The 23698-nt window shown below is 39.9% G+C and carries 23 protein-coding genes and 1 pseudogene; 14 read left to right on the top strand and 10 right to left on the bottom strand.

Annotated features, from left to right (window positions below; translation table 11 throughout):
• Positions 1–52 precede the first annotated feature (52 nt).
• The 8 genes from RMB13_RS15055 to RMB13_RS15020 all read left to right on the top strand — a co-directional run bounded on the left by RMB13_RS15055 (position 53) and on the right by RMB13_RS15020 (position 6766).
• Positions 53–883 carry an inositol monophosphatase family protein gene (locus RMB13_RS15055; protein WP_005038449.1) on the top strand — a complete coding sequence of 277 codons (831 nt, stop codon included), beginning with the start codon at positions 53–55 and terminating at the stop codon, positions 881–883.
• 405 nt (positions 884–1288) lie between these two features.
• On the top strand, positions 1289–3115 hold the full coding sequence (locus RMB13_RS15050; RefSeq protein ID WP_080027839.1) for a DEAD/DEAH box helicase: 1827 nt from the start codon (positions 1289–1291) through the stop codon (positions 3113–3115).
• A 106-nt stretch (positions 3116–3221) separates the two neighbouring features.
• Positions 3222–3431 carry a hypothetical protein gene (locus RMB13_RS15045; protein ID WP_026055540.1) on the top strand — a complete coding sequence of 70 codons (210 nt, stop codon included), beginning with the start codon at positions 3222–3224 and terminating at the stop codon, positions 3429–3431.
• Positions 3432–3521: 90 nt separating this feature from the next.
• Complete coding sequence (locus RMB13_RS15040) at positions 3522–4340, top strand: ABC transporter ATP-binding protein (protein WP_005043907.1); 819 nt, start codon at positions 3522–3524, stop codon at positions 4338–4340.
• Positions 4337–5116, top strand: a complete 780-nt coding sequence (gene mlaE / locus RMB13_RS15035; protein WP_017388296.1) for a lipid asymmetry maintenance ABC transporter permease subunit MlaE — start codon at positions 4337–4339, stop codon at positions 5114–5116. Before RMB13_RS15040 ends, mlaE begins: the two co-directional genes overlap by 4 nt.
• The gene (locus RMB13_RS15030) at positions 5116–5799 is read left to right on the top strand and encodes an outer membrane lipid asymmetry maintenance protein MlaD (protein ID WP_311085645.1); all 684 of its coding nucleotides are present in this window, start codon (positions 5116–5118) and stop codon (positions 5797–5799) included. Before mlaE ends, RMB13_RS15030 begins: the two co-directional genes overlap by 1 nt.
• A 26-nt stretch (positions 5800–5825) precedes the next feature.
• On the top strand, positions 5826–6467 hold the full coding sequence (locus tag RMB13_RS15025) for a phospholipid-binding protein MlaC (protein ID WP_005038459.1): 642 nt from the start codon (positions 5826–5828) through the stop codon (positions 6465–6467).
• An 11-nt stretch (positions 6468–6478) separates the two neighbouring features.
• On the top strand, positions 6479–6766 hold the full coding sequence (locus RMB13_RS15020; protein ID WP_003653685.1) for a lipid asymmetry maintenance protein MlaB: 288 nt from the start codon (positions 6479–6481) through the stop codon (positions 6764–6766).
• 72 nt (positions 6767–6838) lie between these two features.
• Here the strand turns inward: RMB13_RS15020 and RMB13_RS15015 are convergent, their stop codons facing one another.
• Positions 6839–7852: a magnesium and cobalt transport protein CorA gene (locus RMB13_RS15015; RefSeq protein WP_004639553.1), complete on the bottom strand. Its 1014-nt coding sequence runs from the start codon at positions 7850–7852 to the stop codon at positions 6839–6841.
• A gap of 158 nt (positions 7853–8010) precedes the next feature.
• On the opposite strand from RMB13_RS15015, the gene RMB13_RS15010 reads away from it, so the two are divergent.
• Together RMB13_RS15010 and RMB13_RS15005 are read left to right on the top strand one after the other, a co-directional pair.
• Complete coding sequence (locus RMB13_RS15010) at positions 8011–8592, top strand: TIGR00730 family Rossman fold protein (protein ID WP_005043895.1); 582 nt, start codon at positions 8011–8013, stop codon at positions 8590–8592.
• Between the two features lie 13 nt (positions 8593–8605).
• Entirely contained in the window at positions 8606–9004 is a 399-nt protein-coding gene (locus RMB13_RS15005) for an NUDIX domain-containing protein (RefSeq protein ID WP_005038468.1), read from the top strand.
• A 5-nt stretch (positions 9005–9009) separates the two neighbouring features.
• Here RMB13_RS15005 and RMB13_RS15000 read toward each other — a convergent pair whose 3' ends face one another.
• A complete protein-coding gene (locus RMB13_RS15000) occupies positions 9010–9639 on the bottom strand; it encodes a phosphoribosyltransferase family protein (RefSeq protein ID WP_311085726.1) in 630 nt (209 codons plus the stop codon).
• The gene (gene recG, locus RMB13_RS14995; protein WP_311085644.1) at positions 9632–11677 is read right to left on the bottom strand and encodes an ATP-dependent DNA helicase RecG; all 2046 of its coding nucleotides are present in this window, start codon (positions 11675–11677) and stop codon (positions 9632–9634) included. The genes RMB13_RS15000 and recG overlap by 8 nt, the downstream gene beginning before the upstream one ends.
• 20 nt (positions 11678–11697) lie before the next feature.
• Here recG and RMB13_RS14990 point away from each other — a divergent pair, with 20 nt between their 5' ends.
• Together RMB13_RS14990 and RMB13_RS14985 are read left to right on the top strand one after the other, a co-directional pair.
• A complete protein-coding gene (locus RMB13_RS14990) occupies positions 11698–12513 on the top strand; it encodes an SDR family NAD(P)-dependent oxidoreductase (RefSeq protein ID WP_311085643.1) in 816 nt (271 codons plus the stop codon).
• Between the two features lie 79 nt (positions 12514–12592).
• Positions 12593–13576 carry a putative solute-binding protein gene (locus RMB13_RS14985; protein WP_311085642.1) on the top strand — a complete coding sequence of 328 codons (984 nt, stop codon included), beginning with the start codon at positions 12593–12595 and terminating at the stop codon, positions 13574–13576.
• 46 nt (positions 13577–13622) lie between these two features.
• On the opposite strand, the gene plsB is transcribed toward RMB13_RS14985, so the two are convergent.
• Positions 13623–16187: a glycerol-3-phosphate 1-O-acyltransferase PlsB gene (gene plsB / locus RMB13_RS14980; protein WP_005043879.1), complete on the bottom strand. Its 2565-nt coding sequence runs from the start codon at positions 16185–16187 to the stop codon at positions 13623–13625.
• A 276-nt stretch (positions 16188–16463) separates the two neighbouring features.
• Between plsB and RMB13_RS14975 the strand changes: the two genes are divergently transcribed.
• The gene (locus RMB13_RS14975) at positions 16464–17336 is read left to right on the top strand and encodes an acyl-CoA thioesterase II (protein WP_281836184.1); all 873 of its coding nucleotides are present in this window, start codon (positions 16464–16466) and stop codon (positions 17334–17336) included.
• 109 nt (positions 17337–17445) lie between these two features.
• Positions 17446–18711 carry a dicarboxylate/amino acid:cation symporter gene (locus RMB13_RS14970; RefSeq protein ID WP_035359955.1) on the top strand — a complete coding sequence of 422 codons (1266 nt, stop codon included), beginning with the start codon at positions 17446–17448 and terminating at the stop codon, positions 18709–18711.
• 49 nt (positions 18712–18760) lie between these two features.
• On the opposite strand, the gene RMB13_RS14965 is transcribed toward RMB13_RS14970, so the two are convergent.
• The 6 genes and pseudogenes from RMB13_RS14965 to RMB13_RS14945 form a co-directional block, all read right to left on the bottom strand.
• Positions 18761–19711: a metal-dependent hydrolase gene (locus tag RMB13_RS14965; protein WP_080758463.1), complete on the bottom strand. Its 951-nt coding sequence runs from the start codon at positions 19709–19711 to the stop codon at positions 18761–18763.
• Positions 19712–19834: 123 nt separating this feature from the next.
• Positions 19835–20611 (bottom strand): ribosome biogenesis GTP-binding protein YihA/YsxC, encoded by a 777-nt coding sequence (yihA, locus tag RMB13_RS14960; RefSeq protein ID WP_311085641.1) that lies wholly within the window; start codon positions 20609–20611, stop codon positions 19835–19837.
• Positions 20612–20711: 100 nt separating this feature from the next.
• A complete protein-coding gene (locus RMB13_RS14955; protein WP_311085640.1) occupies positions 20712–21149 on the bottom strand; it encodes an Rrf2 family transcriptional regulator in 438 nt (145 codons plus the stop codon).
• Positions 21150–21236: 87 nt separating this feature from the next.
• On the bottom strand, positions 21237–22001 hold the full coding sequence (locus tag RMB13_RS14950; RefSeq protein ID WP_311085639.1) for a globin domain-containing protein: 765 nt from the start codon (positions 21999–22001) through the stop codon (positions 21237–21239).
• A gap of 2 nt (positions 22002–22003) precedes the next feature.
• A pseudogene (locus tag RMB13_RS21865) lies at positions 22004–22155 on the bottom strand (hypothetical protein).
• Positions 22145–23692, bottom strand: coding sequence for a helicase HerA-like domain-containing protein (locus tag RMB13_RS14945; protein ID WP_056482623.1), 1548 nt, complete (start codon positions 23690–23692; stop codon positions 22145–22147). Before RMB13_RS14945 ends, RMB13_RS21865 begins: the two are co-directional and overlap by 11 nt.
• Positions 23693–23698 lie beyond the last annotated feature (6 nt).

Here is a 23698-nt window from a genome sequence, read left to right as displayed (position 1 = left end):
TTTTATGCATTATTCTTTGTCAAAATCTTCAAATTTGTCTAGTGGGTGTTCAATGGAACCTATGGTGGTTATGGCTGCGCGTGCGGCTCAAACAGTTGGTCAAGAGCTTTTAAAAGCGCATCAAAATCGTCATAAACTCGATTTACAAGTTGAAGAGAAAGGCATTGATGGCCCGGTAACACGTGTAGATCGTTATTTAGAGCAATTAGCGATTGATACGTTACGTAAAAGTTATAAAAACCATAGCTTCTTAGGTGAAGAGTTTGGTTTACAAGAAGGCAAAGGCCATGATGCAGAGTGGTGCTGGGTAATTGACCCGCTTGATGGCACACAAAACTTTATTAATGGTTTCCCTCATTTCTGTATTTCTATTGCAGTTCAACATAAAGGTGTTACTCAACACGGCGTAATCTACGATCCAGTACGTGATGAGTTGTTCTCTGCTAGCCGTGGTCGCGGTGCAGTTATGAATCAACGCCGTATTCGTGTAAATGTAAAAGATAGTTTAGAAAATACATTCTTGGCAGTAGGCCATCCTTACCGTGCTAAACGTGCTGGCGAAATCGTATCTTACGCAGAGCAGCATTTCGCATCATTATTAGCTGTTACTGAAGCAGGTGCACAAATCCGTCGTGGCGGTTCAGCTGCTCTAGATTTAGCGTATGTAGCTGCCGGTCGTTTTGATGGTTTCTTTGAGCTTGGTTTAAAGCCATGGGATATTGCTGCTGGTGAGCTTATTCTTAAAGAAGCAGGCGGTGTGGTTGTTGACGCGCGTGGCGGTAATAACTCATTTGAAAATGGTCAAGTACTCGCATGTTCGCTTAAGTTGTTAAAACCTTTAATGCAAACTGTTGTTCCAGCTTGGGACAAAGCTGCAAAATAATTTAGCTTATTATAAATAAAACCCTCTTTAATCAGAGGGTTTTGTGTTTTAAGTAAAGAGTAAATTAAATTAATTCAAGAAATATAGATAAAGTTGATTAAAACACATGACTTTTAATTTATTTCTGCTATAATCCGCCAACGCACTTAAATTTCCGTTCATTACCTGAACATTCTGTTCTATTCATTGTAAGCGCACGCTGTCCATAGAGAGGACCATTTCTTGCGCCCCGATCGCTCAGCGATTCTTCAGGTTCGGCCGTAATCAAGCGTGCGTTTAGTCCACATCGTCGTTACTCGGATTGCTGCTGAATAAAAGTTTTCAGCTAATTTTGCTTTGCCGCTTTTTGCCGATGTCTATTTTGTATTTATTAAAAATGGAGCACCCACAAGGGTGAAACTCTCTATGAGCAAATCTTTTGCCGAATTTTCTTTGCATGAAACCTTACAACAAGCGCTTGAAGGTTTAGGTTTTACTACCCCGACTGCTGTGCAAGAACAAGCAATTCCTGCTGCTTTAGAAGGTAAAGACCTTCTCGTATCAAGCCAAACTGGTTCTGGTAAAACTGCAGCATTCTTACTCCCAACATTAAATGCTTTAGCTGGTCAAGAGTCTGTTGTACCGTTCAAAGACCGTATGAAAGCAGTGACTCAACCGAATATTTTGGTAATTTCACCAACTCGTGAATTGGCACAGCAAGTAAGTCAAGATGCAATTGCACTTGTACGTCACATGAAAGGTGTTCGTATTGCTGCCATTATGGGCGGTATGCCATTTGCAAAACAAATTCAACAATTAAAAGGCGCGCAAGTTGTTGTTGCAACACCTGGTCGTTTACTTGACTTGGTGAATCGTCGTCAAATTAAATTAGATCAAGTAGATGCTTTAATCGTTGATGAAGCGGACCGTATGCTTGACCTAGGTTTCTCTGAAGACTTAGAAGCAATTAGCGAATTAGCAGCTAACCGTAAACAAACATTAATGTTCTCTGCAACATTTGCTGATCGTATCATTCGTCTTGCATCATGCATGATGAAAGATCCTATGCGCATCGCAATTGAAACAGGTCATTCAACCAATACAGATATTACGCAAACATTGCATTGGACTGATGGCTTCGAACATAAGAAAAAATTACTTACACATTGGTTAAGTGATGAAAACTTAGATCAAGCTGTTGTTTTTGCTAGTACGCAAGAAGATACAGATATGTTGGCAGAAGAACTTGCTGAAGCAGGTCATTCTGTTGTTGCACTTCATGGTGCAATGCCACAAACAGTTCGTAACCGTCGTTTACGTAGTATTCGTGAAGGTCGTGCAAAAATCCTAGTTGCAACTGACGTTGCTGCTCGTGGTCTTGACGTTCCGACTATTTCTCACGTAATTAACTTCGGTCTTCCGATGAAGCATGAAGATTATGTACACCGTATTGGTCGTACTGGTCGTGCTGGTCGTACTGGTCAAGCAATTACTTTAGCGACTTATCGTGAACGCGGTAAGATTCGTGCACTTGAAGAATATTTAGAAGCACGTTTGAGCGTTTCTGAAATTGAAGGCTTAGAGCCATCTCCACCTCCTGCTCGTTCAGGTCGTGATGGCGGTGGTCGTGGCCGTAGTGGTAATGGCGGCGGTGGTCGTGATGGTCGTCGTAGTGGCGGCGGTGGTTTTGGTGGTGGTCGTCGTTTTGAAGGCGAAAGCAACTTTAAACGCCGTGAAGGTGGTCGTGATGACCGTCCACGTCGTAGCTTCGATGATAAACCACGTGGTGAACGTCCAGCGTTCGGTGGTGAAGATCGTCCGCGTCGCGAATTCAATTCAGACCGTCCACGTCGTGAAGGTGGTTTTGAAGATCGTCCACGTCGTGAGTTCACTTCAGATCGTCCACGTCGCGAAGGTGGTTTCAATGATAAACCGCGTTTTGAATCGAATGATGACAACCGTGGTAATCGCGTAGATTATAAACCACGTCGTGAAGGTGGTTTTGGTGACCGTCCAAAACGTAGCTTTGGTGGTGAAGATCGCCCACGTCGTAGTTTTGATGATAAACCACGTGGTGAGCGTCCAGCGTTTGGCGGTGAAGATCGTCCGCGTCGTAGTTTTGATGACAAACCACGTGGTGAACGTCCAGCGTTCGGCGGTGGTGATGATCGTCCAAAACGTAGCTTTGGTGGTGAAGATCGTCCGCGTCGTAGCTTCGATGATAAACCACCGCGTCGTAAATTCGACCGCTAATCAATATTTAGTTTGAAAAAAAGGCCAGTAAAATACTGGCCTTTTTTATTTTTCAGTTTTGTTATAAACTAACAAAATGTGAATTGGTTCAATTTTTTATTAAATAATGCGTAAAAGTAAGCGAAAAGAAACAATAATGGCACAATTGAAGAACCTTTTGGTTCAGCATGGTTTGCCTTATCTCTTTATTGCACTCGTTTTGTGTAATGGTGTTTACTTCGCCTACGCTTTTATAAATGGAAGTTCTGTTGAGCAATTCCAAGCTTCTGAATTGACCTCTTTTTACGAACATACCTCTTCTATTTCTATAAAATAAGTTAGATTTGCTTTTGTTAAAATTACAACAAGTTTGCTAATTTTCAGTGTTATAGTATGCGTGCATAAAAGTGCAGGAACGATTGCCATTATGAATAATAAAACTCCTCTCTCGACTCAACCACTTATTGAAGTGAAAAACTTGAGTTTTAATCGAGGGGAACGCGTCATTTATGACAATATTAGTTTAAATATACGTCGAGGCCAGATTACGGCCATTATGGGACCTTCTGGTACAGGTAAAACAACTTTATTACGTCTGATTGGTGGGCAGCTTGTTCCAGATCAGGGGGAAGTTTTACTCGACACAAAAGATATTGCCAAAATGTCTCGTCAGGAACTTTTTTCCGCCCGTGCACGTATGGGAATGTTATTTCAGAGCGGAGCTTTATTTACGGATATGTCCGTTTATGAAAATGTGGCGTTTCCAATTCGAGCGCATACTAAGCTTCCTGAAAATCTCATTGCTGAACTGGTTGCGTTAAAACTTGAATCAGTGGGTCTACGTGGTTCTGAACAATTAATGCCGACAGAACTTTCAGGTGGTATGAATCGTCGTGTAGCGTTGGCTCGCGCGATTGCACTTGATCCAGATTTAATCATGTACGATGAACCTTTTGCTGGTCAAGATCCGATTGTAAAAGGTGTTTTAACACGTTTAATCCGTTCGTTAAGAGAAGCTTTGGATTTAACAACAATTATTGTTTCGCATGATGTCGCAGAAACATTATCGATTGCTGACTACATTTATGTGGTAGCAGAAGGAAAAATCCAGGGTGAGGGTACACCTGAAGATTTGCAAAAATATGCTTCTCCATTTGTACACCAATTCTTAACAGGTTCGGCAGAAGGACCGGTTGAATATCAATTTAGTCCTCAAGCCTATTTAAATAACGAGGTTCGTCCATGAATACGATTGCCTGGTTAGGTAGACTCGTTATTGAGCGGATTCGAGGCATTGGTGCTGCGGCACTAATGCTCTTGCAGATTATTTTTTCATTTCCTACCAAGGGTGGTTTTGGTCGTTTTGGTTACCAAATGCACCGCGTAGGTGTGATGTCCTTACTTATTATTACCGTTTCTGGTTTGTTTATTGGTGCGGTTCTTGGCTTGCAGATGTATAGCATTTTGGTTACTTTCGGTGCTGAGTCGATGTTGGGTACAGCGATTTCGTTAACCCTACTCCGTGAGCTTGCTTCTGTGGTTGCTGCATTGCTATTTGCAGGACGGGCCGGTTCTGCATTGACTGCCGAAATTGGTTCAATGAAGCAAAGCGAACAGCTTGCCAGTATGGAAATGATCGGGGTTGACCCTTTAAAGCAAATCGTATCACCACGTCTTTGGGCAGGTATAGTCAGTTTGCCAATGTTAACTGTGATATTTGCTGCGATTGGTATTATTGGTGGCAAGATGGTCGGTGTTGACTTTTTGGGTGCTGATGAAGGCTCCTTCTGGAGTGGTATGCAAAATACAGTGCGTTTCTGGCATGACATTTTCAATGGCACGATTATTAAAAGTATTGTTTTTGCTTTGATTTGTACATGGGTCGCTGTTTATCAAGGCTATGCCTGTGATCCGACACCAGAAGGCATTGCAACGGCAATGACTCGGACGGTTGTGTATTCTTCATTATGTGTTTTAGGTTTTGATTTCGTGTTGACTGCGGTCATGTTCGGAGGGATTTAATGAAATCACGTAGTAGTGAACTGGCCGTTGGTATCTTTGTTATTATCTTCGGTATTGCGTTGTTTTTTTTAGCGATGAAAGTCAGTGGTCTTGTCGGTACGAACTTAAGTGATAGTTATACCATGAAAGCTCAGTTTGATAACGTCAATGGTCTAAAGCCTCGTGCTAAAGTGACAATGAGTGGTGTTACAATTGGTCGTGTTGATTCGATTACGCTTGATCCGGTTACGCGTTTGGCTACCGTAACATTTGGTTTAGATGGAAAGTTGACAAGTTTCAATTCTGAACAATTAAAAGAAGTTCAGAAAAATGCACTGGAAGAGTTACGTTATAGCTCAGATTATACTCAGGCTTCTCCAGAGCAACAAAAAGCAATGGAACAGCAACTGACCAGTAACATGACCTCCATCACAAGTATTGATGAAGATGCTTATATAATGGTAGCAACGAATGGTTTGTTGGGTGAGAAATATTTGAAAGTTGTACCTGGTGGTGGTGTGAACTACCTGAAACGAGGTGACACGATTTCAAACACTCAAGGAACTATGGATCTAGAAGATTTAATTAGTAAATTTATTACTGGTGGTGGGGCTGGTAAAGTTGCTGCCGGTTCAGGCTCAACAGAAACAGATGCTCCTGCAAGCACTAATAAAGATAGTGCACAAGCATCATTTGTTGAGTAAAAGATTATTTGAAGGAGTGGTTCCTGGTGAATACGTTGTTTAAACAAACCCTGACAGCAAGTCTTTTGTCTACCATGATTGCAGGTACAGCTTTTGCTGCGCCTTCAGAAGCACCACCTGATTTTATCAAGCGTGTTGCTGATGGTTTGATTGCTCGTTTAAAAGCTGATCATGCTAAATTGCAAGCAAACCCTGCTTTAGTGAAGGCTATCGTACGTCAGAATTTAGACCCGTATGTTGATTCGCAAGCATTTACACGTATTGTAATGGGTACTTACGCGACCAATCAGTATAGTACAGCTGCACAACGTGCTCAGTTTGAAACAAACTTCCGTAATACGTTAATTGAAAATTACGGTAGTGCATTTGCTAAGTATACGAACCAAAGTTATACAATGCGTCCTTATAAAGCAACTGCGGGCAAAAACCCAGTAGTGACATTGGACTTTAATCACAATGGTGAAAAAATTCCTGTGTCTTTCCAGTTAGCTGATAAAGGTACTCAGTGGAAAATCCGTAATATCAATGTTTCTGGTATTGATTTAGGATTGCAGTTCCGTAACCAGTTTGCTGCAACTGTGAAGCGTAATGGTGGCGATTTAAATAAAGCAATTGCAACCTTCCAACCGGATGCAGATGCTGCTGTTAATCAGAACAAACAGAAATAAGTAGGTGAATAGTGGTTCAGTATCTCAACCAACAATTGGTTGTCTCGGGAAAAATTGATTTTGAAAATGCCGAACAACAGTATAAAGCTGGGTTAGATATCATTAAGAAGCAACAAAGCTTTCCTTTAGTGGTAGATTTAACACAGCTTGAGCATGGTAGTACCTTGGCATTGGCTGTTTTAGTTCAATGGCTACGTGTTACTCCGCAGAATACTGGTTTACATTTTAAAAATGTACCCGAAAAAATGCTGAAGATTATTCAAGCCTGCCATTTGCAGGAAGATCTACATTTGATTTGATCTGTAAAATATAAAAAAGCACCTAAATATAGGTGCTTTTTTATGCTTGGAATTAGCATTTTATTACAAAGCTTAGATCCATTTTTTCCAGCGGAAGTAAATAATAGGACCAATAAAGAAGCCCATAATAATGAGTAAAACAATAAAGAAACTAGTCGTACCATGTGCGAAAGGTAATACATCTGTGTTCATACCATAGATACTGGCAATGAGCATAGGTGGAGCTAACATACTTGGTAAAATCGAGAATCGACGGATCGTGTCATTCTGCTCGGTATTAATGAATCCAGACGTTGTATCAAGCAAGAATCGTACTTTTTGGAATAAGAAGGCATCATGTTCTACGAGTGAGCGAACATCTTCACTGAGTTCTCGAATATCTGCATCGTAAATATGACTTCCTAATGCACGTGGACGTGATAAAAAAGTAAGTACACGTCGTAAATCAATTAAACAGAGCTGCGCTTTTCCTAGCATATCTTCTTGTTGAGCTAGGCGGGTAATCATGTCATCAAGATCTAGAATTTGTTCACGCTGGTGGTTATTTAGAACTTCAGTGGAGTATTTTTCTAAATCTTTGTGAATATCTTCTAAGATATCCGCAAGCTCATCGAGTTTTGCCTCAAGAAGGCCTAATAAAATCCATGTGGGATCTTTATAGTCCATGTCATAGTCATTTCGACGAGCGCGTGCACGGAAGGCACGAAAGGCAACTAATTTTTCTCCCCGCATCGTAAAGAGACGGTCTTTATGTAAGATAAATGCAACCGTTTGCACCATCGCTAAAATGTGCGATGAGTCTTCTGCATCACCATCAACTTGATAATTTTTATTTTTCGTTAAAAAATAGGTGCTGATATGCAAAATACCGTCATCATCACGGTAAAATCGTGCTGAGGATGAAATATCTTCAAGCGACTTTAGTGTGGGTAAGTTTTGATCATAGGCATCTAAGACCCATTGTTGCTCTTCTTGTGAGGGGGCAATAAGATCAAGCCAGACTAATTCGGGATGTAGATCAAATCCACCATTGATGGTGGCATCTTCCAGACTTCCGCGTTCTGTGGCATAAAAGGCTTCAAGCATGTGTCTTTTTTCCTCACGCAGTCTGATGGAAATGGATGGGTGTATTTTAGACAAGGATTTGCCGAAAAACACTTGCTAATACGCTATTTTGCAAAAAAAAACTTTATCAATAGTTTAGTTTGTCAGCATGACAGTTCAATAAAACGGTTTTTTACACTATGAATTCAATTTGTATTTTCTGTGGTTCATCTCTTGGTTCAAACCCAATTTTCCAACAAGTTGCCCAAACTACAGGCGAGGCTATTGCAAAACAAGGTAAGACCTTGGTTTATGGTGGTGGTCGCTCAGGTTTGATGGGCGTTGTCGCTGATAGTGCCTTACGGGCAGGTGGACAAGTCATTGGAGTAATACCTCGTGCTTTGGTCGATCGTGAGTTAGCTCATCCGGGCTTAACCAAATTATATGTTGTCGAAAATATGCATGAGCGTAAGACCAAAATGGCAGATCTTTCCGATGGCTTTATTGCTTTACCAGGCGGTGCGGGTACATTGGAAGAAATCTTTGAACAATGGACGTGGGCGCAATTAGGTATTCATCAAAAGCCATGTGCTTTCTTAAATGTAGCTGGCTTTTATGAAGATTTACTTAAAATGATTCAAGGAACGGTAGATAATGGATTTAGCCAAGCACGGTTCGTTGATAAATTGATCGCATCAGACAAAATCGAAGAGATTTTTCAACAATTTGAACAATATCAGGCTCCTGCTCCAAAATGGGCAAATGCTGATGTACAGCCATAAAGAGGTTAAATAGGTGAAAACAATTACGGTCGCTGCTGCAGTGATCTTGAACGAGCAAAATCAGTTATTGCTCGTAAGAAAGCGTAATACCCATGCTTTTATGCAAGTGGGTGGTAAGCTGGAACCTAATGAGGCGCCAGAGATCACCATGCAGCGAGAAATTTTAGAAGAAGTTGGAAGTTCTTGTGTAATTGAGCAATTTCTTGGTCGTTTTGAAACAGCAGCTGCGAATGAACCAGATCATATTCTGGTCAGTCATTTATATCTGGTTCAACTCGATCAGGCTCCTAAAATTGCTGCTGAAATTGCAGAAATGAAATGGGTTGATTTGAATGATTCAGAAACTCACCTCGCACCATTAACCCGTGAAATTGTTATTCCTTGGTGTGAGCAGCATTTATCTACAGTTTAATCATCTTAGCTCGTTAAAGTTGCCGCTAAACAGGCGGCATGAATGGTTGTACATCCTAATTGCTTTAATACCTGACTAAGGGCGTAAATTGAACTTCCGGTGGTAACGACATCATCAATAATCAGAACACGGCGATAACGCCGTTTTTCTTGAGTAAATGCAATGAATTGTTGTTCGATGTTCTCAAAGCGTTCCAGTCGAGAAAGCCCTTTTTGTGAATGCTCATCAAGGCGTTGCACTGGCTGCCAAACAGGTATTTTTAATTGCTTGCTTAAGATATTTGCGAGCAATAGTGACTGATTAAAACCACGTTCAATTAAGCGTTGATTCGAAATCGGCATAGGTACAATAGCTTGTACCTTAGGAAATTTGAGTTGTTGTAAAATTTCACCTAATAAGATTTGATAATGTAATTTTTGTTCATATTTAAACTGCTGAATGATCCGATTGATTGGATATGCATAATCACAGGCCACAAGAACGGATTGATCATTACGTTGAATTATTTGTTTAAGCCAAGGTAACTGTTCCCAACAGTCCTTACAGAGCGAATGTTTTTCTCGCACACCTGACTCACACAACAAGCAAGGTGAGAGTGAGTGGATAAGATGCTGCGGATTTAAGAAACTAAACATATGCATAACGAGGCGCTTCTGGAAGCCAACGTTTTAATAGCGCATCTGCTTGTTCTGGATAATCTTTTAACACTTGCTGAGCTACATAATGAGCTTGACTGAGTAAGTGGTCATCTCGCTCTAAACGAGCCACTCTAAATCCCATATCTCCAGTTTGTTTAGTACCTAGTAATTCACCCGGCCCGCGTAACTCAAGATCTTTTTCTGCAATCACAAAGCCATCATTACTTTCTCTTAAAATAGAAAGTCTCTCTTGGCCATTTTGTGAAAGAGGTGTTTTATATAAAAGTACACAAAAGCTGGCTTGAGCCCCTCGACCGACACGACCACGTAATTGGTGTAACTGAGAAAGCCCTAAACGCTCGGCATTTTCAATCACCATAATGGAGGAGTTGGGAACATCTACTCCAACTTCAATGACTGTCGTTGCAATAAGAAGCTGTAATTCATTATTCTTAAATGCTTGCATGACCGCTTGCTTTTCGTCGGCTTTCATTTTGCCATGCACTAAGCCAATATTGAGCTCAGGAAAGCGCTCTTTCATTTCTTGATAAGTTGCTTCTGCTGCTTGAGCATCTAAAGTTTCAGACTGTTCAACCAGTGTACAAACCCAATAAGCCTGTTTTCCATCTCTGCAATTTGAAGCAATTCGTTGGAGTACTTCCTCACGACGATCAAGAGGAATGGTAACGGTTTGAATTGGGGTACGACCCGGTGGTAACTCATCAATAATTGATGTGTCTAAATCACCATACGCACTCATTGCCAGTGTTCGTGGAATAGGGGTGGCTGTCATGACGAGTTGGTGTGGAGTAAACTGCTCAGCACCTTTATTACGCAGAGCTAGGCGCTGATCTACGCCAAAACGATGTTGTTCATCAATAATCACTAGACCTAATTTGGCGAAGCCAACATTATCTTGAAATAACGCATGTGTTCCAATAATAAGTTCGGCATGACCTTCTTTAATTTGCTGCTCTGCTTGAGCACGCGCTTTACCTTTTTGTTTTCCAGACAACCATGCCACAGTAATGCCTAAGGGTTCAAACCAACGCTTAAAATTTAAGTAGTGCTGTTCTGCAAGAATTTCAGTAGGAGCCATTAATGCAACTTGCCAATCAGCTTCTAAAGCATGGCAAGCGGCTACAGCGGCAACCAAGGTCTTTCCAGCGCCTACATCGCCTTGCACTAATCGAAGCATTGGTTGGTGCTGTTTTAAATCATTCAAAATTTCTTTAGATACACGTTTTTGTGCATTGGTCATTTGAAAAGGTAAAGCTTCTAATAGTTTTTTGGCTAATATTTTGCTGCTTGAAAAAGCTGGAGAAGCAATTTGGCGAATATAAGCACGTCGATTAAGTAAACTAATCTGGTGTGCAACCAACTCTTCAAAAATAAGCCTTTGCTGTGCGGGGTGTGAACCTTGAGCCAATTGAACCATATTGGCATCAACTGGAGGCTCATGAATGTAATACAAAGCCTCTTTAAGCGCATAGCCATTGGTATATTGTTTTGGGAGCAGCTCTGGTAAGGCATCACTATGATGCTTTAAAGCTTGTTTTACATATTCGCGTAATTTTGGTTGAGTCAGCCCATCCGTACTTGGGTAAATTGCTGTAAGTTGAGTCTTGGGTAGGGGCGTATGATCATTAATGAGCTGAATTTCAGGATGATACATCTCAAGGCCGCGAGCACCTACGCGAACTTCACCAAAAATACGTAAGCGATGACCTGGTTTTATTTTGTCAGTCAGGTTTTTATAAATATGATAAAAGCGTAAGGTGACTTTACCGAATTCATCTTGAACCAAAGCTGCCATAGATTTTCGTTTTCCCGGAGGGAAATCAATTGATCTGACCTCACCTTCGAGTAAATAGCTACGCCCAACCACAAGTTGATTCATTGCAATAATCGTACTGCGGTCTTCATAATCACGTGGCAGATGAAACAGTAAATCATCTGTGGTAAAAATATTTAGTTTTTCGAGCAGGGCTGCTGAAGCCGATCCAACGCCTTGTAACTGATGGACTGAAGTCATGTCCCCTCAACGAGTTTTCTATGCATATATTATTTATCGGTTATGGTAAAACATCTCAGCGTGTTGCTAAACAACTATTTGAGAAAGAACATCAAATTACCACAATCAGCCGTAGTGTAAAAACAGATAGTTACGCAACCCATCTTGTTCAAGATATCTTTAAACTCGATTTAAGTAAAATTGAACCTGTAGATGTTGTATATATTTTACTTTCTCCAAACGAGAGTACGGTTGAGGGCTATCAGCATACTTATGTAGATAGTATTGAACCGATTCGAGAAGCATTAAAACCACATCCGTTCAAAAAAATAATCGTAGTCTCTTCTACGCGGGTATATGGTGAAAATGCAGGGGAGATCATTGATGATTTTAGTGAAATTCAACCAAGCGATGCACAAGGCTATATCTTGCGTAATATGGAGTTGCTTTGGCAGAAGCATTATCCAAACCAATGTGTAATTGTTCGCCCTACAGGTATTTATGGAACTTCCGTTGCCCGTTTGAGGAAAATGGCTGAAAATAATCAAAGTTATCCAAATATTCATTATAGTAATCGAATACACATTGAGGATTTAGCAAGCTTTTTGGCTTTTATGGCTGATTATGAAACTCATCAAGCGAGCTATATTGTGACTAATAATCAACCATTGCCCTTGCATGAAATTATATTGTGGTTTCAAAAACAATTGGGATTGCCTGAGTTAACTTTAGAATCGAACCAAACTTCAGGTAAAAGAATTTATGCTAAACATTTGCTTCAAACAGGTTTTCAATTAGAGCACCCAATTTGCTTTAATGACTATTTATTATGTTTAAATGTTCATGGTACAAAATAAAATTTTGATTAAACTTTAAATAAGAATAGAAATACCTGATGAGGCAGCCAAATTGCCGATAAAGATAAAAAGGTTGAAAGTGAAAAAAATTTGCTTAGCTCTTATTTTGAGCTTAACAGCTGTCGCGAGTTGGGCAGAGGATCAGGTGTGGTGTGCATATGATCCGATTGGCTCCCAAGGAGATATCACACGTCGTTTAAATGACATTCGATTATATGCTCAGCAATATCAAGTCAAATTTAAAGTGGTTACCTATCAAAAGGAACAACAGGCCATACAAGCATTTGACGAGGGTAAATGTTCAGGTTTAGCGGCATCTAATTTTAATACTTATCGTTATAACCAGTTTATGGGGAGCACCGCAGGTATCGGGCTTATTCCTAATAATCGTACTGCTAAAAGCTTATTACAGCTTTTGAATCATCCAACAGTCGAGAAAAGGTTAATTTCTAAGGACTATGAAGCTGTAGGGATGATTCCAATTGGCACTGCCTATATGGTCCTAAAAAATAAGAAAATCTCTAGAGTTGCTCAATTAAGAAATCAGCGTATTGGCGTGTTACCCAACAACCCACCACAGCAAGCATTGGTACGAAGTGTGGGTGGTCAGCCAGTTTATGTTGATTTATCTAATGCGATTGTTCAGTTTAAACAAGACAAAATCGATATTGTTCCTGCCCCCATATATGGACTATTGCCATATAACTTACAAAAAGAATTTGGACCAGATGTCCAAGTCATTAACTTTCCTTTGGCATATTTCGGCGTCAATTTAATTATTAAACCACAAGCTTATCCTGCTAATTTTGGCCGAAAAATTCGAGGATGGTTTGTTCAAAACAGCCAATTACTGACTAACCGTGCGACCCAGTGGGAAAACCATTTACCTGCCTATTACTGGGTAGATGTCTCTTTTTATGAAAAGCAGAGCTATGACGTTATGGTTGCAAAAATACGCAATCAGTACGTACTTTCAGGTTATTACGATGCTTATTTTGTTCAACTTATGAAACGTCTGCGTTGTATGGATGATCCACGTTATTTTGAATGTCCAATTCGCTAATAAAATAAAAGGCAACTTTCGTTGCCTTTTATTTTGACTAAAAATTTTAAGATTTTTTACGTTTTAAACGTCTTTTTGCTTGTTGAGAAGCCATAGCTTCAAGCGCATCTTTTAACTCTTCGTCGGTAAAGGTCGTGATGTGTTGCAACATTTGTAAGGTTACTTCATCAAGAACCAATTGTGCACCCGCAGCCATTTGACGGAAATTATCATCAAACTCGATTTGGCCTTGGTCATTGGTTCGAATGTAATTTTGCTGTGTAAGTACTTTTAAGAAGCTTTGGAATAAAGCTTTGTCGAAGAACTCTGGCGAATTAAATTCATATAGAACTGACAGGCGTTGTCCGAGTAAATGACTTAATTCTTCAACTTGTTTAGCAGAAATATTACCTGAACCACGTTGAGTAATTAGCGCAAGCGTCATGTAGTAACGCTCAAGACTTTGCTTAACAGGAGTAGCTAAAACAACAAGTTGATTATGCTCTTCCGTATTTGGTGCAGAGCTAATCAAGTTACCTTCATCGTCTTGTTGAATAAGTTTCGATTGAACCAACGCATCTGCATATTGCTCAATTTGTTCTTTAAGCTCGCTACTCTTCCATTTAAGGAATAACTCTGCCTTCAAAAATGGATACAGGGTATAGATGACATTGGTTAAATCTGAACGGCTGATTTTTCCATTGTGTTCAACAAGTGATGCAACCAATGACGGTAAAACAAAGGCGTGCAAAATGTTATTACGGAAATAGGTCAGAAGAACGGCTTGATTATCTTCAATCGCAATAATATCGCCGAGCGCATGCTGAACTCGTTTAATGAGTTTAAGCTTTAAACCATAAGCAATAATTTCTTTACCAGAAAGTGGCGTTACTTCCATACGTTGGTCATATGGGAAGTTTGATGCCAGATTGCGGTAAGCTTCAAGCTGCTTAATACAGATTTCTTCATCAAGCGTATGCTTTGGAGTTGCAAGCAAAATAATAGAAAGTAAAGAGACGGGGTTAATCACCACAGCTCGGTTAATATTTTCTAAAATGGCATGTGCAGAGCTATTTACTGCATCTGAAACCGCTTGAGGGATTGGGTCGTCATTTTTCTCGATATAAACATTTTCTGCATTATGTTGCTTAAGCAGATCATCAAGGAAAACAGGCTCACCAAAGTTCACATGGACTTTACCGAAAATACGTTCAATTTTTCGTAAGGTTTTTACAATACCAAAAATTGATTCGGCTTCTTTCGGTTTGCCTTGCATTTCGCCCACGTAGGTCGAGCCTTCCATCAGTCGTTCATAACCAATATAAGTTGGTAAGAATACGATAGGTTTAGCACGGCCACGTAAATGGCTGTGAACTGTCATGGCAAGCATGCCAGTTTTAGGCGGTAATAGGCGTCCTGTACGTGAACGACCACCCTCAATAAAGTATTCAAGAGGGGTGTTGCGTGACAAAATACTATATAAATATTCTTTAAATACCGTTGTATAAAGGCCATTTCCACGGAAAGAACGACGAATAAAGAATGCGCCACCTCCACGTAAAAGTTGCCCTACAAATGGTAGATTTAAGTTATCACCCGCAGCAATATACGGAACCATTAAGCCACGTTTATAAATCACGTAGGATAATAATAAATAGTCAATGTGACTGCGGTGGCAAGGTGTATAAACCACTTCATAATCTTTTGCCAGTTCACGAACAGTGCTGAAGTTATGCACTTCTACGCCGTCATAAAGCTGGGTCCATAAGCGCGTTAAAGCAAGATCGGCAAAGCGTACAGCTGAGTGTGAATAATCAGATACGACTTCATTCACATAACCAATCGCACGACGTTCAGCTTCGAGCATACTAACTTTTCCGCGAATACTTTCACGGCGGATCGCTTCTTGCACATCGCGAGATTTTACAACCGACTGCATGACATTACGGCGATCCGATAAATCGGGGCCTAAGACCACTTCACGTTGACGATCTAAGTAATCATTTAACGTACTTACAATATATGTAGCTGGTGAAAGGTTTGGATAATGCTGTTGTGCATATTCAACCAGTTCACGTAACGATTGCGGTTCATGAAATTCTAAATATGATTGGCGGCCATGCAAGCCAATGTTGACCAATTGCTTAACGGTGCTTGGTGTAGCCCATGTATCTGAAAATAAAAGCTTAAACCAAGAATCTTCTTTATCTGGTGTACGGCCCCATAAAACGGTAACCGGAACAAGCTCTATATCAAGTTCAGGATTTTCTTGTAAGACTTCAATTAATTTTAGTAAGCGTGGTGGAAAAGCATGAGGAGGAGGATTCAGTAAATTATTTTCATCATTGTGCTGTAAAAATAAAACCGATGCTTTTTCCTGATGAGTGCCAACGACTAATGGGTCTAACGCAGGTTTTAAATTTAAACGACGCGTTTCTCCATCAACCACCAAAGCATTGCTTCGAGAATGGTTTTGTAAGACATAGCACACCACTTTCTGGCGGTCAGTCTTTGCTTCTGTTTCTGATACTGGTTCAGTAGGAACTTCCCCAAGAACATGTGGTGTTACCACGAGGTCAAGTAGTTTACTCGAAAGCCGACGATACATTTGACCAAACCCACTCTTGGACATAAGAACTCCTACTTCTTAAAGACAAATCCCAGCACCAAATGCGGAGGGTAATTATTTTGAGGCATTTGTTGAAAAAAACAATATGCTAATAGCGTATAAATTATAATGCTTTTGGCATATTTTATCGTTAAAAATCGTATTTTTAGCTGTTATATGAGCAATGTTCGTCATAAGTTGACTGATTGTTCCATGTTCAAATAGTTTTTTATGGCACAATAGATTCTACACACCTGTCCTTTAATACGATTTTTTACCTGAAATATGAAGGTATCTCTCATGAATGCGCTAACCCAAGAACTAGTCGAGCTTCTCACTTTAGAAAAGCTAGAAGAAAATATTTACCGTGGCATGAGCCGTAATCTTGTCGGTAAACGTGTCTTTGGTGGACAGGTTTTGGGTCAGGCTTTACGTGCAGCATCTTATACAACTGATCGCTCAGCGCATTCTTTGCATGCATATTTTTTGTATGGCGGCGATATTAATGCCCCAATTATCTATGAAGTAGACCGTTTACGGGATGGGAAGAGCTTTGTAAGTCGTCAAGTCCGTGCAATTCAGCATGGGCGAGTAATATTTTCAGCGATGGTTTCTTTTGCCAACCCAGAAGAAGGTTTGAACTATCAACATCAAGAACCTGAGTATCCTGCACCAGAAACGCTTAAATCTGAAAATGAACTGAAACAGGGTATTCTAAACTTTGTACCTGAAAATGTTCGTGCTAGTTTCATGCGTGAGCGTCATGTAGAAATTCGTCCAATTGATCCGGTAAATCCATTTCAGCCGCAACCAGAAGCTCCATATAATGCGCACTACATCCGTACACATGATCGTATTCCAAAACAATTAGATGATATTGCTCTGCATCAAGCGATTGTTGCCTTTTATTCAGACTTTACCTTAATGACAACGGCTTTAAGACCGCATGGCTTAAGTTATATTTCTCCAAGTTTGCAATGTGCAAGCATTGATCATGCAATTTATTTCCACCGCCCACTGCGTGCAGATGAGTGGATGTTGTATGACATGGAAGCAACGGTAAGCGCAGCTTCACGCGGTTTAAACTTCGGTCGTATGTGGCAAAATGGTCAGCTTGTATGCAGTACAGTACAAGAGGGTTTAATCCGTTTGCGGGAAATTGAAACGCAATAGATTCCTCGAAAAAGCCATCTAACCAGATGGCTTTTTTCTTTTTAATGGGATCGATGTGACAAAAAATTGCTCGAATGAAAAGCAAGCTCATGTCATATTGTAAAAAGGTATGCCAACTGAAAAAAATAATGCTGATATGAACTTAAATACACAAATTCTGATTGCCGCCATTTTAGGTTTAGCCTTTGGTTTCCTACTCACAATGTATCCAGACACTGCTTTTGTAAAGCATAGTTTATATGGGCTGGGAATATTAAGTAGTGTTTTTATTGGGCTCCTTAAAATGCTTTTAGTGCCTTTAATTTTTAGTTCGATTGTTGTAGGGGTATCAAATCTACAAGCAGGTGGACAGTTAGGACCAGTTTGGAAAATCACATTTTTATGCTGTTTAACCACAACGACTTTAGCCTTAATTTTAGGCATCAGTTGTGCTCATTTATTTGAAGTTGGACGTGGCATAGATATTTCTATTTTCCAGACATCTATGCAAAATTATCAAGCACCAGATAGTTTAAACCCTGCAAGTTTTTTCACTAATTTTATTCAAAATACTTTAATTAACCCATTTAAAGCTTTTAGTGATGGTAACGTTTTAGCTGTCGTAGTCTTTGCTTTATTCGTTGGTGTCGCTTTGGTGCAGGGTGGGGAACGTTTCAAAAGTATTCGTTTATTGAGTCACCAATTCTTTGAAATGATGATGCTGCTGGTTGGCTGGGTGATGAAATTAGCGCCGTTGGGTATTTTTGCTTTGTTAGCAAAGTTAATGGCAACAGAAGATATTTCAGTATTAAGTCGTTTGGCTGAGTTTGCAGTCGTTGTAACAGGCACAACTATTTTTCATGGCGCCGTTGTGTTGCCACTACTGCTTTGGATTTTTGGCCGTATGAGCCCGTGGACCTTTTTTAAAGGGACGCGTACAGCACTGATTACCGCATTTGCAACCAGTTCCAGCTCTGCCACTATGCCGCTTAGTATGAAGTGTGCGCAAGAAAACTTAGGCGTGCGCCCGCAAACAGCAGGATTTGTTATTCCATTAGGCACACAGTTAAACATGGATGGTACTGCTTTATATGAAGCGGCTGCTGCATTGTTTGTGGCAAATTTGGTGGGTCTAGATTTAAACCTGACACAACAAATTATAGTGTGCTTAACAGCAATGATTGCATCACTTGGTGCGCCAGGAATACCTAGCGCGGGTATGGTCACTATGATTATGGTTTTACAGTCTGTGGGTTTGCCTGCTGAGGCAATTGCAATTTTACTTCCGATTGACCGTTTGTTAGATACGGTAAGAACGGTGGTAAATGTGCAGGGTGATATGATGATTAGTGTAGTTGTAGACCGTTATACGAAAGATAAAGATATCAGTGTCTAACTATCTATAGATCAAAAAAAGCAGGATTTTAAATCCTGCTTTTTTTATTTTAAGCAGCTTGAAGTTCTGCTCTTTTTGCTGCTGGAGATTGCGATAAATAGCTAACCGCATCTTCAGTGCTGCCTTCTTTGACTGGATCATACCAAGGCATGAGGTAATCAATTTGCTGGGCAATAAGCCAGAGTGGGTTTGGTAAAACCTGATTATCTTTTCGGCTAATTTTGTACCACTCTAAAGTAACCCACACTGGAAAAAATCTAGATTTAGCCGCATCTGCAAAACGTGGATCTTGTTTCATAATATGTGCAGCGCCATCTACCCATAATCCAAGTACAAGTGTGATAACAGCAAGACTCATATAGTAACGTGGAATATAACCGCCACCAAGATGACGATATAAATCAAAGGCAACCGTGCGGTGTTCAATTTCTTCTGAACCGTGCCATTTAACCAGATCCACCATTTCTGGATCTGCGCCTAGTTCTTCCCATCGCTCGTTATATAACGCATATTTACCCAACACGCAGGTCATATGCTCAACAGTTGCAATAACTCCTAAACGGAATAAATCCCACTGTTTTTCTAAAATTTTTGGAACTTCTCTATCAAAAGGTTTATCTGCCAAAGCGATAGTAAATAGATAATTCATAATGTCCAGATTTCTCTGGATATCAATATTGCGTGCGCTTAAATATTCTTTGTTTGCAGAAGTGTGAGCATTGGCATGCATAGCTTCCTGACGGATAAATGCCTGGACATCCTGCTTAAGTTTTTCATCTGTAATTTGCGGTAAAACCTTGTTATACAAACGGCAAAACCAGAACTCACCAGCAGGCAAAATATTATTAATTTCATTAATAAAATAACTTGCGAAAGGCTGATTAGGAATCCAGTCGACAGGGGTATCTTTCCAGTCAAATTTCACTTTACGTGGAAGAATTTTATAATCAATAGAAGAACCTAAAGCCTTGTTCTTCAAAAAAGATAACAATTTCATCATTTAGTCCTGATTTTTAACTCGATGAAGTTATAACGAGTATAAAAAAAGCCCCTACATTTGTGTTTAGCAATAGGGGACAATTGAGTATAAATTTAATGAAAAAATTGTATCTGTTATGACAATTTAGCTTTCAGCATCTTCATCTGTCGCTTCAGGGATTGAATCGACATCAAATTCTGGCTGTTGATCTAGCGTAAAATGCAGACGTCCACCCATGACACTTGCAAGCTCTTCCAAACCTAATTTGTTAAGTGAAGAGAAAAGCTGAATGGAAAAATCAAGCTTCATTTTTTTAAGTTGTTGTTTAACTTCAAGCAATACTTTATTTGCAGGACCACGATTAAGTTTGTCTGCTTTCGTTAAGAGTATATGAACAAATAGATGACGCGAATAAGCCCACTCTAGCATCATCATGTCAAAATGCTGTAGAGGATGGCGAATATCCATAAGTAAGACTAAGCCTTGTAAGCTTTTACGGTGAATTAGATAGTTTTCTAATTCCTTTTGCCACACCCGTTTCATATCTTCGGGAACCGCTGCATAACCGTAACCTGGAAGATCGACTAAACGCTGATCAGGATTACCTAGACTAAAGAAGTTAATCATCTGGGTACGACCAGGCTTTTTAGAAGCCCGGGCAAGTTGTTTCTGATTAGTTAATGCATTAATAGCACTAGACTTACCAGCATTTGAGCGTCCTGCAAAAGCAATTTCGTAGCCACTATCTTCAACACAAAGTGCCAATTTAGGTGCACTCATTAGAAACTCAGCTTGGCGTAACCAGTTTAGAGATTGCACAGCATAGGCTGTGATCGCCGGATCTGGTGCTTTTTCATAGCTGATCTTTTGCTTGGGTGCGAGTCTGGCTTTGGTGTCTTTCGATTTTTCACTACGACGCATAAAAAATAACTTTTTAGATGAGAGGGCTCGTGCCTAGTATAAAGGAGCTTGGTTATTCTTGCTAATTTTCAATAAATCTACTTATGAAAATCAATAGAAGTCAGATTTGTAAAAAGGCAATAGGAGATTCAGGTGGGGCAGACTTTGACTGTTGCAAAACCTCTCCAAGCGTGTATTGGTCTAGACTTTGGTAAAAGCTTTCTAAAGCTTGGTCAAGAATACCTTTTAAACCACAGTGACTGCGTAATACACAAGGTGGTGTATTGCATTCAATGATTTGATTGTCACCCTGTAATATTCGAACAATTGACCCTAAATTTGAGTTAAGTGCATCTGGATTTAAGCGAATTCCACCGCCTTTTCCACGAATGGTAATAATCCATTCCTGCTTACCCATGAAGTGAACAACTTTAACCAGATGGTTTTGTGAAACATGCAAATCTTTCGCGATTTCTGCAATCGTGTAGGGTGCATCACTTGGGCGTGCAACATACATTAATAGTCGTAATGCATAATCGGTAAATTTATTAAGCTGCATGATCACCAAAAATGGAAGAGATTAAAAGGATGATCATCTTAGCCTGAAAGTCTAAATAAGAAAACTTTCAGGCAAGAGGTTTTTATATTAGAGCGTTAAAGGCGCTGAAACTTGAACTTGATCGCCAACTCTATAATGTTCAAGCAAGATGTTCGCTACTGAGAACTCTGTGTGGTTTTCTTCAGGCTGAACTTCAAAATGATATGAGTTGTTTTCCTGAGCTTCTGTAAATTTAAAAGCTTTCGGTTGTTCAAGCTGCTCATCTGGAACTTGTACTTTAACCGAAATAAAAGCATTTGCAGGTCCGCTAAGTATGTTTTCATGGTCAGTTGCTTTTAAGGTGAAACGTTTGCCAGATTCAAGAGGATCAATTTGAGTAATTTCAAATGAACGCCAGCCAGCCCATCCACCATTTAAGTTTTTAAGTTGTTCATATTTTTGTTTTTCAACGCCAATTAGAATATCTGCCAATTGTAAATAAGCCTGTTTCCACGCCTCAATCAGTTCTGATTCAAATGGCACGTTGAGTACTTCACTAATTGAATGAAGTAAGTTGTCGCCAACAATTGCATATTGGTCTGGTTGAATATCTAAGCTCACATGTTTAGTCGTAATACGCTCAACTGCTTTCGCTAAAACAGTAGGGTTCTCAATATTTTCTGCATATGCAAGAACGGCAGCTGCAAGAGCGCGAGGTTGACGTAAGCTAGTTTGGTCATCCAAATTGAAAACATTTTTTAATTCAGGATTGTTATTAAGCATACGCTTATAAAAGTATGTGGTCAGCGTAACGCCGTGTTCACGTAAAACAGGTACTGTAGATTTAACGAGTTCGATTTGTTGTGGAGTCATGGCTAGACCTTATTTATCTGGCTATATAAGATGTATTTAAAATACATCTTCAAAAAAACAATCGCAATAGATTTTTTATAAAAACCATAAAAAAATTAGGGAATATAAAATTCCCTAATTTAAAAGTGATATATCGAAGAAAGTTATTTACCAAATAGTGAACCCAGCAGGCCTCTTACTAATTTTTGACCTGTACTTCCCCCTAGACTGCGCGCGGCACTTTTTGCAAAAGTACCCACAATATCTTGCGTAAGCTTGGCTCGTTCACGTGCTGCTCGTTCTTCTTCTTTTTGCTGTTCACGTGCTAATCGCTCTTGTTCCTTTGCTTGCTGCTTTGCTAAAGTTTCTTGCTCTTTTTCTTGTTGTTTAGCAAGTTCGGTATTTTGTTGTTGTTGCTCACGTTCAGCGACTTTATTTTGTAGCATTTCATAAGCGCTATCACGATCTACAGCTTGTTCATAAATACCAGCAATAATACTTTTTGAGATTAGAGTTTGACGCTCTTCTGGAGTGATTGGTGTAAAAGCAGAGTAAGGAGGCATAACCCAGCCACGTTCTACAATTTGTGGCGTACCTTGCTCATCAAGACAACTAATTAGCGCCTCACCAACAGCCAGTTCGGTAATGGCTTCATCAACTTTAAAGTTTGGATTGGCACGGAAAGTATCTGCTGCGGTTTTTACTGCTTTTTGATCTTTAGGGGTAAATGCACGTAGCGCATGTTGAATGCGATTGCCAAGCTGACCGAGAACACTTTCTGGTAAATCGAGTGGATTCTGAGTAATAAAATAGATGCCAATACCTTTAGAGCGAATTAAGCGTACAACTTGCTCAATCTTTTCTTGTAATGCTTGACTGGCATTGTCAAATAATAAGTGAGCCTCATCAAAGAAAAACACAAGTTTGGGTTTGTCCATATCGCCAACTTCTGGAAGTTGTTCAAATAACTCCGAAAGCATCCATAACAAAAAAGTGGCATATAGCTTAGGTGTATTCATGAGCTTGTCAGCAGCAAGAATATTGATATAACCATGTCCATTTGCATCGGTTTGTATAAAGTCCAGAATGTTTAAAGCCGGCTCACCAAAAAATTGTTCTCCACCTTGGTCGGCAAGAGCAAGCAAGTTACGCTGAATAGCACCTAAGCTAGCCGGAGATAAATTGCCATATTCTGCTTTAAACTCTGCTGCATGTTCACTAACGAAGGTGATCATGGCTTTTAGGTCTTTAAAGTCTACTAACAGTAGGCCCTGATCATCCGCAATTCGAAAAACTGCAGCTAATACACCTTCTTGGGTATCATTTAGATTGAGCATACGAGCCAATAAAATTGGCCCTATTTCAGAAATTGTAGTGCGAATAGGGTGGCCTTGTTGGCCGAATAGATCCCAGAAAACGACAGGGTTGGCAGCAAAAGGAACGCTATCAATCTGTAATAATTTTAGACGTTCATTAAACTTATCTGAAGCCTCACCTGATTTTGCGAGACTCGAAACATCGCCTTTAGCATCGGCAAGAAATACAGGAACGCCGATTCGAGAGAAACTTTCTGCTAGAACTTTTAAAGTAACTGTTTTGCCTGTACCTGTTGCACCTGCAATCAGGCCATGGCGGTTAGCAAATTGAGAAAGCAAAACAATTTCTTTTGATGTGTCATTCAGATTTTTAGCAATAACAATCGGTGTACCCATATATTT

Origin of the sequence: Acinetobacter sp. V102_4, from assembly GCF_031799005.1 — a bacterium.
Lineage (GTDB): Bacteria > Pseudomonadota > Gammaproteobacteria > Pseudomonadales > Moraxellaceae > Acinetobacter > Acinetobacter calcoaceticus.
The sequence above is the reverse complement of the archived record's forward strand: the minus strand, read 5'-3'. Positions and strand labels throughout refer to the sequence as shown.